This is a genomic window from Actinomyces urogenitalis DSM 15434 (assembly GCF_000159035.1).
In the GTDB taxonomy this organism is placed as follows: domain Bacteria; phylum Actinomycetota; class Actinomycetes; order Actinomycetales; family Actinomycetaceae; genus Actinomyces; species Actinomyces urogenitalis.
The window spans coordinates 985,554-998,898 of the sequence record NZ_DS999574.1 but is presented as its reverse complement, the minus strand read 5'-3'; the positions used below and the strand labels follow the sequence as shown (position 1 = coordinate 998,898).

The 13,345-nt window shown below is 67.7% G+C and carries 12 protein-coding genes; 1 reads left to right on the top strand and 11 read right to left on the bottom strand.

Annotated elements, in window-relative coordinates; all coding sequences use genetic code 11:
• Positions 1-32: 32 nt before the first annotated feature.
• The 11 genes from HMPREF0058_RS04335 to iolC form a co-directional block, all read right to left on the bottom strand.
• The gene (locus tag HMPREF0058_RS04335; protein WP_006548474.1) at positions 33-968 is read right to left on the bottom strand and encodes a sugar phosphate isomerase/epimerase family protein; all 936 of its coding nucleotides are present in this window, start codon (positions 966-968) and stop codon (positions 33-35) included.
• A gap of 167 nt (positions 969-1,135) precedes the next feature.
• Positions 1,136-2,641, bottom strand: a complete 1,506-nt coding sequence (locus HMPREF0058_RS12005) for an FtsX-like permease family protein (RefSeq protein ID WP_248597005.1) — start codon at positions 2,639-2,641, stop codon at positions 1,136-1,138.
• On the bottom strand, positions 2,548-3,090 hold the full coding sequence (locus HMPREF0058_RS04330) for an ABC transporter ATP-binding protein (RefSeq protein WP_006548472.1): 543 nt from the start codon (positions 3,088-3,090) through the stop codon (positions 2,548-2,550). Before HMPREF0058_RS04330 ends, HMPREF0058_RS12005 begins: the two co-directional genes overlap by 94 nt.
• Entirely contained in the window at positions 3,087-3,437 is a 351-nt protein-coding gene (locus HMPREF0058_RS04325) for a hypothetical protein (RefSeq protein ID WP_024034980.1), read from the bottom strand. The genes HMPREF0058_RS04330 and HMPREF0058_RS04325 overlap by 4 nt, the downstream gene beginning before the upstream one ends.
• A gap of 168 nt (positions 3,438-3,605) precedes the next feature.
• The gene (locus HMPREF0058_RS04320) at positions 3,606-4,421 is read right to left on the bottom strand and encodes a peptidoglycan-binding domain-containing protein (protein ID WP_081449149.1); all 816 of its coding nucleotides are present in this window, start codon (positions 4,419-4,421) and stop codon (positions 3,606-3,608) included.
• A gap of 4 nt (positions 4,422-4,425) precedes the next feature.
• Entirely contained in the window at positions 4,426-4,944 is a 519-nt protein-coding gene (locus HMPREF0058_RS04315) for a hypothetical protein (protein ID WP_006548469.1), read from the bottom strand.
• Between the two features lie 766 nt (positions 4,945-5,710).
• Positions 5,711-7,204 carry a CoA-acylating methylmalonate-semialdehyde dehydrogenase gene (locus HMPREF0058_RS04305; RefSeq protein ID WP_006548466.1) on the bottom strand — a complete coding sequence of 498 codons (1,494 nt, stop codon included), beginning with the start codon at positions 7,202-7,204 and terminating at the stop codon, positions 5,711-5,713.
• Between the two features lie 329 nt (positions 7,205-7,533).
• Complete coding sequence (iolD, locus tag HMPREF0058_RS04300; protein ID WP_006548465.1) at positions 7,534-9,441, bottom strand: 3D-(3,5/4)-trihydroxycyclohexane-1,2-dione acylhydrolase (decyclizing); 1,908 nt, start codon at positions 9,439-9,441, stop codon at positions 7,534-7,536.
• Between the two features lie 53 nt (positions 9,442-9,494).
• Positions 9,495-10,364 carry a 5-deoxy-glucuronate isomerase gene (iolB, locus tag HMPREF0058_RS04295; protein WP_006548464.1) on the bottom strand — a complete coding sequence of 290 codons (870 nt, stop codon included), beginning with the start codon at positions 10,362-10,364 and terminating at the stop codon, positions 9,495-9,497.
• Positions 10,361-11,239, bottom strand: coding sequence for a Cgl0159 family (beta/alpha)8-fold protein (locus tag HMPREF0058_RS04290; RefSeq protein WP_024035795.1), 879 nt, complete (start codon positions 11,237-11,239; stop codon positions 10,361-10,363). Before HMPREF0058_RS04290 ends, iolB begins: the two co-directional genes overlap by 4 nt.
• A gap of 11 nt (positions 11,240-11,250) precedes the next feature.
• Complete coding sequence (gene iolC, locus HMPREF0058_RS04285) at positions 11,251-12,243, bottom strand: 5-dehydro-2-deoxygluconokinase (RefSeq protein ID WP_006548462.1); 993 nt, start codon at positions 12,241-12,243, stop codon at positions 11,251-11,253.
• A 280-nt stretch (positions 12,244-12,523) separates the two neighbouring features.
• Between iolC and HMPREF0058_RS04280 the strand changes: the two genes are divergently transcribed.
• A complete protein-coding gene (locus HMPREF0058_RS04280; RefSeq protein WP_006548461.1) occupies positions 12,524-13,270 on the top strand; it encodes a GntR family transcriptional regulator in 747 nt (248 codons plus the stop codon).
• Positions 13,271-13,345: the final 75 nt, after the last annotated feature.

Genomic DNA, 13,345 nt, shown 5'->3' with positions numbered 1-13,345 from the left:
GAGTCAGGGGGGTGGAGAGGTTCAGGCCGAGGTCAGGCCAGACCCAGGCCGCACTCAGCCAGGTACTGACGCATGTTGATCGCGTTCTGCTTGGGGAAGGACGGGTCGCAGGGGTAGCAGTCCTGCTCACAGATCGCGTAGAGCGGCTTGTCGAGGGCAGCCAGGGCGTCAACGAAGGCGTGCATCTCGGGCAGACCCTTGGGCGGGCACACCGAAGCACCCTTGGTCACGGCCTCACCGAAGGGCCAGTCCTTCTCGTGGGCCTGGCGGGTGATGTCCTCGTCGAAGGCCTTGATGTGGACGTAGGCGATGCGCTCGGGGTACTTCTTGCACAGCTCGATCGGGTCACCGCCGCCGTAGACGACGTGCCCGGAGTCCAGGCACAGGTTGACGTAGGACGGGTCAGTGGCGTCGAGGACACGGGCGATCTCCTCGGGCGTCTCGATGTGGGAGTCACCGTGGGGGTGGAGGACCATCTTGAGGCCGTACTCGTCGAGCAGCATCTGCCCCAGGGCGTTGGCGTGCTCGATGTAGAGCCTCCAGGCGTCGTCGCTCAGGACTCGGTCGTCGGTCCACTCCCAGGTCTTGTCGTCGCGGTACAGCGGGGGGAGGTGGACCATGTACTCGGCGCCCACGGCGGCGTGGGTCTCGGCGATGGCACGGAAGGTCGTGAGGGTGGTCTCCCAGGCCTCAGCCTTGTGAAGGACTCCCCAGCCGGTGCCGGCGACCACGCGCATGCCGTACTCGTCGCACCACTTCTGCAGCTCCTTGGGGTCGGTCGGGAAGTAGCCGAAGGGCCCGGTCTCGATCACCTCGAAGCCGGCCTCAGCCATCTCCTCCCAGGCCTGGCGGGGGCTCATCTGCTTGGGGTCGTCCGGGAACCAGACGCCCCACTGGTCGGGGCACACGCCGATGGTGAGCTGGGAGTACGTGGGGTCGAGAGTGTTGACAGCCTTTGACGGTGACATCGTTGTCGCTCCTTGAGGTGGAGGGCCAGAATGTCCGAATCGTTTCGGACGCGATCGAGAATACATCGCTGCTGGGCGAGACGCCACCCGTTTGTGTAGACAAATTGAGAAAGACCGATCGCAGCCGCGACGCACGAGCAGGCTGCGCCACCAGGCCCCGGCCTCACCTAGCGCAGCGCCGCCGCAGGATCGATCCGGCTGGCCCGACGGGCTGCCAGCAGCGCCGCCGACAGACCTGCGACCACGCCGAGCAGCACCCCCAGGGGCAGGGTGAGGGGCTCGATGACCGGCTGCCAGCGCTGGGCGATGGTCACCCCAAGGATCACCAGCACCGAGCCGACCACGCCAACGCACCCGCCCACCAGGCCGATGAGCACGGACTCCCCCGCGATGAGCACGCGCAGGTGGATCCGGCGGGCGCCGATGGCACGGCGCAGCGCCAGCTCACCGTGGCGGGCCTGGACAGCAGTGTTAATGGCGCTGGACAGGGTCGCCAGCCCCGCGAGCACCGCGACGGCAGTGAGGGTGAGCAGGATGTTGCGCACGTCAGACTCCAGGACCGCACGCATGGCCTGCGGGTCCGGCGGCGCCAGCGTCGTGGTCTGCTCAGCGAGCTCGGGCAGCCAGGCCACGGCGGCGACCTTGCCCACCTCCTGGGCGGCCCCCGGCTGGACCCAGATCTCCACGCCCGCCTCACGGGCGGGTGAGAGCCCCGAGAGCTGCTCCTGGCTCATGACGACGGCGCTCATTATCTCCGCCCTCAGCCCCGCCTGCGAGATGATCCCGACGACCTCGTAGGGGAGGCCCTCGACCCACAGCGTCGGTGAGGCCTGTACAGGGCCGAGCCCAAGGGAGGCGGCAGCGGCTGCGCCGACGAGGACCTGTCCCTCGCCGAGCCCACGGGACAGGTCGACCCCGGGAGCCAGCTCCTGGACACCCAGGAGGTGGGAGACCGGGGTGGCGGGGGTGATCCCGTAGGCCCTCACGCTTGAGGTCGGCAGGCTGGGATCCGTCGTCGCCTCCAGGTCCTCATGGACGCTGAGCGCCATGACCTCCTCGACACCCGCGACCGAGGCGACACGCGCCATCCCCTCCCGGTCCGGAGCGGCCGCCACCTGGGCCGGGCCGACGCCGGTCAGGGAGTCCTCCTGGACACCGACAGCGACCCGGCGGTTGCGCTGGGCGTCAAAGGCGGCTGAGACCTGGTAGCGGGCCGTGTAGGCCAGGCCGATGATGGTCAGGCACAGCATGACGGCCACGGCCACCACCGACACGAGCCTGAGGGTGCGCCCCGGCTCCGCGTCCAGGGTGCGCGCGACGTCATGCAGCATCATGCGCCAGCGCACCGTGGAGGGGCGAGTGAGCGCGCCAGCCTCCGCAGCAGCGGGGCCGTCACCGTCCTCACGGCTGGCAACCTGCCCCGGCCTCTGGGCGGAGCCGGGGTCTAGGCGCCGGGTCTCCTCACTCACCCGCCCGTCAACGACCCGCACGCGCCGGTCCGCACGCGCCGCCACCGCCGGATCATGGGTGACGACGACGACCGTGGTGCCGGCCCCGCTCAGCTCCTGGAGGAGGTCCATCACTGCCTGCGAGGAGGCGGAGTCGAGGTTGCCGGTCGGCTCGTCGGCCAGGAGCACCGGTGCGCCACCGCTGATAGCCCTGGCGATCGCCACGCGCTGGCGCTCGCCTCCGGACAGACGGTCCACCGGCATGTGGCTGGGTGGGACAGGCCCACGAAGTCCAGCGCCCTCAGCGCCCGCCGCCGGGCGTGGTCGACGGTGGCGCCCTGGTAGGCCAGCCCGAGCATGACGTTCTCCACGGCGCTGCGGTGGGGGATGAGGTGGAAGGACTGGAAGACGAAGCCGAAGGTCCGGGCACGCATGCGCGCGGCCTCGCCGTCGTCCAGGTCAGCGGCAGGCACGTCATCAATGAGGTACTGGCCTGCGGTCGGGGTGTCCAGCAGGGCCAGGACATTGAGCAGGGTGGACTTCCCCGCCCCGGAGGGTCCCTCGATCGCCACGAAGTCACCCTGCCGGATCACCAGCTCCGCCTCACGCAGTGCCTTGACGGGGACAGCACCGGGGTAGGTGCGGCTGACCGCCTCCAGGCGGAGCTCGGTCATGACTGGTCGACCCGGAGCTGGTCGCCCACCGCGAGGGAGTCGGCGGTGATCGCGCACTGCCCGCCCACGCACCCCTCGAGGGCCACCGGGACGGTGAGGAAGGAGCCGTCCTCCTGCCTGGCCAGGACGGTGTGCGCCCCGTCAGCGACGGTAGACACGGCACGCTTGGGGACAAGCAGGGCGCCGGTGATCGTGGGAGTGCGCTCGATGGTGAACACAAGCTCCTCCCCCGGCCCAGGCAGCTCTCCCCCGCCCTCCAGGGTAAAGACGGCGACGGACTGGGCGCCACCTAGGTAGGAGCCCATCGCGCCGCCCACCCCGGCGTTGGGGGGCCGCCTGCTGAGCACCGGCCTCACTCCCCTTGGCGGTGTCCTGCTCCACCAGACGCGTCTGGGACAGGGCCAGGGAGAGCTCTCCCGCTGCGCTCACCGCGCGCGCCCTGGTCCCGACGCTGAGGGTGTCAGCCGTCCCCTTGGGCATCTGGGCCTCCACGCGGGCCGAGCCGCCAGCCACGGTCATGACGGCGGTGGCAGCGTCAAGGACCTGCCCTGGGCGGGTAGCTCGGTGACGACAGGGCAGGAGGCGAGACTGGGGACGTAGACGACCTCGGCCTGGGGGAGCGTGAGCAGCGTCGTCTGGGTAGCCGTCCCAGCCTGAGCGTCCTTCCTCTCCTGGGCACCGGGGCCCGAGGAGGACATGCCCCGCTGCGTGGCATCAGCCCCGTCCCCTTCTGTCCCTCCTGCTTGCCTGGTGGTCGTGGGCACGGAGTAGCCAAGATCCGTGTATAGGTTCCTCAGCGCGCTGGCGGTGGCTGCTCCGAAGTCGCCGTCCGCCCGCACGTTGTAACCCAGGCTCGCCAGGGCCTGCTGAAGCTGGACGACGTCGTCGCCCTGGTCGCCCTGGACAAGGTCCCGGTAGGTGGGAAAGGCCCCGGGCAGCGCGATGAGCGGACGGCCGTTGACGTGAAGAAGGACCTGACCGGCGCGCAGCTGCTGGCCCGGCGCGACCAGCTGGCGGCTGACGACACTCCGTCCGTCCGCCAGAGGCAGGGTCACTGTCTGGGTCTCGGTCTGCACGACCGTGGCAGCGGCGGTGATCTCATCGTGCAGGTCGCCGCTGGCCACCGCCACCGTGACCGGCTGGACGGTGGGCGGTGCCGCGGCCGCGTCACGCTGGGCCGGGGACTGGACGCTGCGCGCCAGCCACCAGGTCCCGGCGACCACTGCGACGGTGACGACGACGGCCAGGAGGACGAGCCGACGGCGTCGCTGCGGGCGAGGGGCGTCAGCCTCCTGCGTGTCCATGGGATCAGAGGGTCCAGGGAACGTCATCTTCTCAATCCACCACGCTGCGATGGGCGTTGATGTAGTCCTTCAGCGTCTGCTCCTGCTCGCGGATCTCTTCCAGAACAGCCGCGAACTCAGGGGCATGGTCCGCAAGGTAGCTGTCATCGGCCTCCCACGTCAGGCCGTAGGCCAGCCGGTCATAGCCGCTGTTCTCGGTGCACTGCGCCTCATGGACCGCGATCTCGACCTCCTCCTCCGTCAGAGTCGACAGGTCGGCATACCGAGCGTTATCAGCCCCGCCCAGGCCAAAACGCTCCATCACCGACGGAGCAGGGCCCGGACGGTCCTCAGGCAGGTCCGGAATCCCCAGCGGAGCCATGCACTCACGCCATGCGGCCATCGCCTCCTTGAGCGCAGGATTCTCCTCAAATCCAGACGCCTGCGGCATGTATTTCATAGCCTGGCCGGCCCGCTCAAATACGGGGTCTTCCATCACACGGCGTCTACAGTCCTCAAAGTTCTCGTGGTAGGCCTCCCCCTGAGAGGCGAGGAAGGCTTCGGCCGCCATCACAAAGTCACGGAGCTCTGAGGGGGCAGCGTGGTATCCGTACTGCCTTGCCTCGTCAACCGTTCGGGGTCGGCCCCATCCACCAGAAAGCGTCTCCGCCTCTGGGGCGTTCCAGTCAAACTCTGCACCGGTGGCGCCACTCTACCTCGGTCCACCATGCACGAGGCCACGTGGAGGTCATAGGCGTAACCCCACAGCCTGGGGTCAACCCCCTCATAGGGATAGGAAGGCAGGCTCCCCTTCTCATAGTCCTTGATCGTCAAGCCCGAGACCGACACCGTTCCGTCCGGGGAGATGTCACTAGGGGACATGGACGAGACGTCAGCACCGACCTCCCGCTCAGCCGTCTCAGGACCGCAGGCAGACGACCCCGCCGCGAGCAGCACGAAGGCCAGTACCCTCGGGCACCACGACCGGAGCCCCATCAGCACCACCCGCCAGCAGGAAGCTGGCTCGTGAAATAAGCAGAGGAAACCCCTAGCGCACCCACAGCAATAAGGACAGAAGCAGCGACCGAGACGACCTTCTTGATCGTTGAGATCACATCCTTGTCCGCAAGGGGCCAGAAGACGCACAACGCGTCCTGGCGTGGCCCGCATTACTCTCCCAGCAGGCGTGCTGTCAGAGGAGTCGCAAGTCACCTCAGGAGTCCTGACGGGCCGCTCCGGGTAGCGCGCAACCGGGGTGGGACCACCTGGCGTCAGGTAGTCCCACCCCGGTTGCGCGCTACCAGTCGGCGCTCGTCACCGACCGGCGCAGTCTGCTCCTACTCCTCGCGCTGGAAGGACATGGTGGCGGCGTAGGTCTTCTCGCTGGGCCAGCGGCTCGTGACGGCCTTGGCCCGGGTGTAGAAGCGCACGCCCTCGGGACCGTGGATGTGGGTGTCGCCCAGCAGCGACTCCTTCCACCCGCCGAAGGAGTAGTAGGCCACCGGCGTCGGGATCGGGACGTTGATGCCGACCATGCCGGCCTCCACGTCGAGCTCGAAGCGGCGGGCGACTCCGCCGTCGTTGGTGAAGATGGCCGCACCGTTGCCGAAGGGCGAGGAGTTGACCTGCGTGATGGCCTCCTCGTAGGTGTCGGCGTGCACGATGGCAAGCACCGGCCCGAAGACCTCCTCGGAGTACAGCTCAGAGTCCAGCGGCACGTTGTCCACGATGGTCGGGCCGAGGAAGTGGCCGTGCTCGTGGCCCTCGACGACGAGGCCACGCCCGTCCAGGACCACCTCGGCACCCTTGGCCTGCGCGTCGTCGATGAGGCCGATGATGCGCTTCTTGGCCTTGGCGTCGATGACCGGGCCCATCTCCACGCCCTCGTCCATGCCGTAGCCGACCTTGATCTTCTCGGCGTGGGCCTTGACACGCTGCGCCAGGTCCGGACCGCAGCCGCCCACGGCGACGACGACCGGCAGTGCCATGCAGCGCTCACCGGCCGCACCGAAGGCGGCGGCGGAGATGTGCTGGGCCGCGAAGTCCAGGTCGGAGTCGGGCATGACGATGGCGTGGTTGTTCGCCCCGCCCAGAGCCTGGACGCGCTTGCCGTGGGTGACACCGGTGTTCTGCACGATGTGGGCCACCGGGGTCGAGCCCACGAAGGAGATGGCGTCGATGCCGGGGTGCTCCAGGATGTCGGTGACCAGGTCGCGGTTACCGGACAGGACGTTGAACACGCCGTCGGGCAGACCGGCCTCCTTGTACAGCTCGGCGGTCAGCAGGGCGGCCGAGGGGGTGGTGGAGGCGGGCTTGAGGATGAAGGCGTTACCGGTGGCGATGGCGATGGGGTGCATCCACATCGGCACCATGGCCGGGAAGTTGAAGGGGCAGATGCCCGCGACCACACCCACCGGCTGGCGCAGGGTGTGGATGTCCACGCCGGTGGAGATGTCGAAGGAGTGCTCGCCCTTGAGGGCGAGGTTGATCGCCGTGGCGAAGTCCAGGGTCTCTCGACCGCGCTGGATCTCACCGACGGCGTCGGAGTAGTTCTTGCCGTGCTCGGCCACGATCAGGCGGGCCATCTCGTCCTGGTGGTCCAGGACCAGCTGGCGCATCTTGAACATGATGGCCGTGCGCTTGGCCAGGGAGACCTTGGCCCACTCCTTCTGCGCCTTGCGGGCTACCTCGACCACGCGGTCCAGGTCGTCGGAGGAGGCCTGGAGGAGCTGGGCCTCGACCTCACCGGTCCCGGGGTTCTCGACGTCAAAACGGCCGACAGGGCTTCCCTCGTCATACCGTCCGTCGATCCAGTGGGCAATCGTCTTCATCGTCGTTGACTCCTGAGTCGTCACGGGACAGGGCTGGGTTCCTCACCGTGGTGCGGGGTCGAAGCACCTGTCGTGCATGTGCGGTGCCACCCTAACCCCTTTGACCCCCGTATGGGCACATTTTGTCAGCACAATATGTCTGGATTTCCCCTCCAGCGCACAGCCGGCTCGCAGGCACCTGCCCAGCACCCGCAGCATGACGGCGGGGCCGCGGTGACGAGCCGCGGCCCCGCCGTCATGACCGGGACCCACCCTCCTGCCGTGGACAGGGGCGTGCCTCCCCGGTGCCAGGGGCGAGGGCCCTCATGCCCTCAGCCCCGGCAGCAGGCTCACAGGTAGTGACGCTGAGGCTTCCTGTCCTCCAGGTAGTCCTGGTACGCCTTCTGGGTGGACTCCAGGCGCGAGACCTGGGAGACCGCCACGTCCCACCAGGAGGAGGCCGGCGGGTTGGGACCGTAGAGGTCGGTCTCGATGTGGATCATAGCGGCCTCCTCGCCGGCGTGAGCCTGGGCGTAGGCCTCCTTGAAGTCCTCGATGGTGCTCACGCGGTAGACCTTCAGTCCCCAGGACTCGGCGTTGGCGGCGATGTCCACGCCCCTGACCCTCTGCTCGTCAGCCAGGTGCGTGCCCTCGCCGCGCTGGCGATACTTGGTCCCGAAGCGCTGGGAGCCGCGCGACTCCGACAGGGCACCGATGGAGGCGAACCCGTAGTTCTGCAGCAGGACGTAGATGACCTTGACGTTCTCCTGGACCACGGTGGCCAGCTCCATGGGGAGCATCTGGTAGGTGCCGTCGCCCACGATCGCCACGACCTCGGACTCGGGGCGAGCCAGCTTGCAGCCCAGGCCGGCCGGGATCTCGTAGCCCATGCAGGAGAAGGCGTACTCCACGTGGTACTGCACCGGGGTGCGGGCCTGCCACAGGGCCTGAAGGTCGCCAGGCATGGACCCGGCGGCGTTGATGACGATGTCCTCGTCGCCGAGCATCTCGTTGAGCGCGCCAAAGACCTCGGTCTGGGCCGGCAGCGGGCCGTGGCCCAGGTGGTAGCACTCGCTGGTGCGAGCCAGCCACGACTTGCGCTCACGAGCGATCTCAGCGGTGTAGGCCTCGTCGACGTGGTAACCCTTCAGAGCCTCGGTCAGGGCGACCAGGGCCTCGCGGGCGTCGGCCACCACCATCTCGGCGCTCTGCTTGGCGGCATCGAAGGGAGTGACGTTGATGTTGACGAACTCCACACCCGGGTCCTTGAACTGCGTCTTGGAGGCCGTGGTGAAGTCGGAGTAGCGCGTACCGATACCGATGACCAGGTCAGCCTTGTCGGCGATGTGGTTACCGGAGTCGCCTCCGGTCGAGCCCACGCCACCGATGGCGCAGGGGTGGTCGAAGTTGATGGCACCCTTGCCGGCCTGGGTGTCAGCCACCGGGATCCCGGTCGCCGTGGCGAGGGCACGCAGCTCCTCGCAGGCCTCAGAGTAGATCGTGCCGCCGCCGGAGATGATCATCGGGCGCTTGGCGGCCTTGATCTTGGCCACCGCACGGGCCAGGGCAGCGGGCTCGGCGAGGGGACGGCGCACGTGCCACACGCGCTTGCGGAAGAGCTCGACCGGCCAGTCGAAGGCCTCGGCCTGGACGTCCTGCGGCATGGCGATGACGACGGCGCCGGTCTCAGCGGGGTCGGTCAGCACACGCATGGCGGCCAGCAGCGAGGGAATGAGCTGCTCGGGGCGGTTGATGCGGTCAAAGAAGCGGGAGACCGGGCGGAAGGCGTCGTTGACGGTCAGGTCCAGCGTGGTGGGGTCCTCCAGCTGCTGGAGCACCGGGTCGGGCACGCGGGTGGCGAACTGGTCGGAGGGGAAGATGAGGACCGGCACGCGGTTGGTGGTGGCCAGGGCGGCGCCGGTGACCATGTTGAGCGAGCCCGGGCCGATGGAGGCCGTGACCATGTAGGTCGACAGGCGGTTGCGCACCTTGGCGAAGGCAGCTGCCGCGTGCACAGCGCCCTGCTCATTGCGGGGCATGATGTAGGGCATCGGGTTCTCGCCCGGGACGGGGTCGATCTCGTTCTGTAGCAGCGCCTGGCCGATGCCGGCCACGTTGCCGTGCCCGAAGATGCCGAAGGCGCCCTCGATGAGGCGGTGCTCGACGCCGTCGCGCTCAGAGTACTGGTTGGATAGGAAGCGGATCGTCGCCTGGGCGACCGTCAGACGGATGGTGCCCGAGTAGGCCTCGTTGCTCATGTATCTGCTCTCTCGTGGTGTGGTCAGGGTGGTAGATGCTGCGTCCGGCACGCTCAGCGGGCCATCGGCAGGCGAGGGTCAGGCTCCTGCCCCTGCCAGGACTCGCGGATCCAGTGGTGGGTCGGGTCGTCGGGAGCCAGCCACACCAGGTCCTCGCTCGGGCCCGCCATGACATTGAGGTAGTACATGTCGTAGCCCGGGGCAGCCACGCACGGGCCGTGGTAGCCGTAGGGCACGAGGGCGACGTCTCCGTGACGGACCTCCACGCACACGTCGATCGGCTTGTCCGGGGTCGAGCCGTAGGTGCGGTGCAGCCCGAAGCCCGGGTCACCAGCGGGCGAGGGGGCGATCTCGAAGTAGTAGATCTCCTCAAGCTCACGCTCGTCGGCCGTGTGGGCCTCGTGCTTGTGGGCCGGGTAGGAGGACCAGTTGCCTCCAGGCGTGATGACCTCAGTGACCAGGAGGTGAGAGGTCTCCACGTCGTTGTTCAGGGCGTAGTTGGTCACCTGGCGCGAGCAGTCGCCCGCGCCACGGATGCCCGTCGTGGCCTTCTCACGCGGAAGGTAACGCACCGGCAGGTCGCGGGTTGCCACCGAAGACGGCAGGGCGAAGCGACCACCCTGGGCGCTGGCCAGCGTGAAGGACTTGTGACGCGGAATGTAAAGCGAGTCGGTGATCTGCTCGAAAACACCGGTGCGGCCGTTGATCTGGTATGTCTCGCTGTCGACCTCAACACTCACGCCGCCCTCCAGCGGCAGAACGAGGAGCTCGCAGTCGCCCGACGTCAGGGTGGCAGACTCGCCTGCTGCGAGGTTAACCACGCGCAAGCCGGAGAATCCCCAGCCCGCGTCCGCAGCGGAGATATCGACCGTGAGGTTGTCGTGCGCCGTTTCGCCCGCACGTACGTGCATATCAAGAGTCATGAGAAGAGTCCTATTGTGTTGTCAACGGCCCCGGCGACGTCGTCGTCGGGCGGGAAGAGAAGGGAACGGCCGATAACCAGTCCCTTGACTGTGGGCAGGGCCAGTGCCCGGTGCCAGCTCTCGCGTGCGGCGTCGGCGTCGGTGGACACGGCGCCACCCAGGATAAGCGCTGGCAGGGTGGAGGCCTCCAGCACGCGCTCCATGTCCTCCACTACCGGCAGTTTCAGCCAGGTGTAGGCGCTGGTACGTCCCAGGCCTGAGGCGATGGCCATGGACGTGATCACGGCCTGCGGGCTCAGGTCATTGACGATCCGTCCCTTGACCCAGCGCGAGACGAAGGGCTCAACCATCGCCATGACGTGGTGCTCGGCCAGCTCGTCCACGGCATCGGCACAGCTAGCCAGAGTGTCAACCGTGCGTGGGTCCTCGTAGTTGACGCGGAGCAACATCTTGCCGCCGTCCAGACCAGACTCGACCACACCGCGCGCGTCGTAGCCGGTCATACGGTCATTCATCTCAAAGGTCGCTCCGGCCAGACCACCCCGGTTCATCGAGCCATAGACCAGCTTCCCGTCCAGAGCCCCCAGAAGCGCCAGGTCCTCAATGAGATCGGCAGTGCCGAGGAAACCGCCCACTCCAGGACGGGAGAGGGCCTCGACGCAGCGCGCCAGAACCTCTTCTCGCGAGGCCATCGCCATCGGGTCCGGCCCGGCCGCGAGCGCCCCGCGAGCCGGGTGGTCGCAGGCGATCACGAGGAGCTTGTCGTCACCGGTGGGCATAGCTCCCCTCGGTCGGCTCGCCATGACCTCGGCGACGCGCTCAGGGGAGTGGGTACGAATCTCAACAATCCGGTCAGTCAGCGGTGTCCTTGACATCATCGTCCTCCTCACAGGTCCGTCAGGGTCGGGGCACACTCGTCACGGTAGGTGCGCATCATTTCCAGCAGCTCAGGCTCGGTGGGCATCGCCGTCGAGCACTCCAGCCGGGAGGCAACGATCGCGCCAGCGGTCGAGGCCGCAAAGATGGTCTTCTCCAGTGACCACCCGGACAGCAGACCGTGGCAGATGGCGCCACCGAAGGCGTCCCCTGCACCCAGCCCGTTGAGGGTCGTAGCGGGAGTCACGGGCATCTCAATCCGCTCCTGGCGCGTCTTGGCCAGGGTGCCGTACATCCCCTGCTTGACTACCGCGATCTCGACACCAGCATCGAGCAGGGCGTCGGCCGCACGCTCCGGGTCAGTCTCACCGACGGCAATGCGGCACTCCTCACGGTTGCCGATCGCCACGTTGACCTTGGACAGAGCCTCGAAGACGCGGGCGTGCGCCTCCTCCTCGCTGTTCCAGAAACTGGCACGGTAGTCCAGATCCATGATGGTCAGGCGCTTACGCTCGCGGGCATCCAGGGCAGCGTGGTGAGCTGCGCGCGAGGGCTCCTTGCTCAGTCCGGTCGCTGAGATCCAGAAGATCTCCGCCTCTCGCACCGCGTCCGCTGGAATGTCCGACTGCGTCAGCTCCAGGTCCGGGGCAGAGGGCTCCCGGTAGAAGTACAGAGGGAAGTTGTCAGGCGGGAAGATCTCGCAGAAGGTCAAAGGTGTCAGGAAGTCTGCCTTGGTGACGACATAGTCGTCATAGACGCCCAGCTGACGCATCTCCCGGCGCACGAAGCGTCCGAAGGGGTCGTCACCGACTCCGGTGATGACCGCGGAGCGATGGCGGTAGCGAGCAGCAGCGACCGCCACGTTGGTAGGGCTGCCTCCCAGGAACTTTCCGAAGGACTCGACGTCTTCCAGACCGACGCCTGTCTGCAGCGGGTAGACGTCGATACCGCAGCGTCCGATTGTCAGGACGTCGAGCGGTGGGGTGCTGGCGGAGGCTGTCATGGCCTTTCCTTCCACATCATCGGGGGCGGGTTGTGTGCGGGCGATCCGGTGCCTGTCTGCGCCCAAGCCTGCATCCCGGAACGAACACTCGTCAAGCCTTTGTCCGTACAAAGAGGAGCGCATGCCATCACAGCCGCACCCCTAGGCCAGGGGCGACACCAACCGCAACCCTCCTCCGACTCCATTGACCTGACGAACTGTGCGCTATCACGTAACGTTGCGCCGAGAAACGGTCCTGCCTCACCCCGAGGCGAGCGCACCGGTCGTCAAAGGAACGTTCATGCCCAGCTCTACCTTCCAGCTCGAGATCACCGTCGACCGCGACAGCGACATCCCCCTCCACATGCAGATCTCCGAGCCACTAGCAGCCCTCATCCTCGACGGGACCCTGGAGCCAGGCACCCGCCTAGAGGACGAGGTCTCCATGGCCCGCCGACTCAACGTCTCACGCCCGACCGCCCGTCAGGCCCTGCAGCGTTTGGCGGACCGCGGCCTGGTCGCCAGGCGTCGAGGTGCCGGCACGACCGTCACCTCCCGGCACGTGCACCGACCCATGCAGCTGTCTAGCTTGCTCACCGACCTGACCGAGAGCGGGTACACGGTCGAGACGATCGTGCTCTCCTATGAGCGCCACCCCGCCTCCGCCGAGGAAGCAGCAAACCTCCAGATCGCCCCCGACTGCGAAGTGGTACGAATCCGGCGGCTACGCAAGGCTGACGGCGAGCCGATCGCCCTGATGACCAACCTCCTGCCAGCCCCCTCAGCCCCCACCGCGGAGGACCTTGAGCGCAACGGCCTGTACGAGCTCCTGCGCGCCAGCGGGCTCGTGCCCGTCTCAGCCACTCAGGTCATCGGAGCCCGTAACGCCACCACCAAGGAGGCCGAGGCGCTTGGCGAGCACCGCCGCGCCGCCCTACTGACCGCTACGCGCACAGCTTACGACGCCACCGGCGAGGTCATCGAGTACGGCACCCATATCTACCGAGCCTCGCGATACTCCTTCGAGACCACCCTCTTCACTGGCTGAGACCACACTGCCCCTGACAGACACCTCGACGAGCGTTTCACTATTTGTCCAGACAAAACTTGACGAATGGGGCTC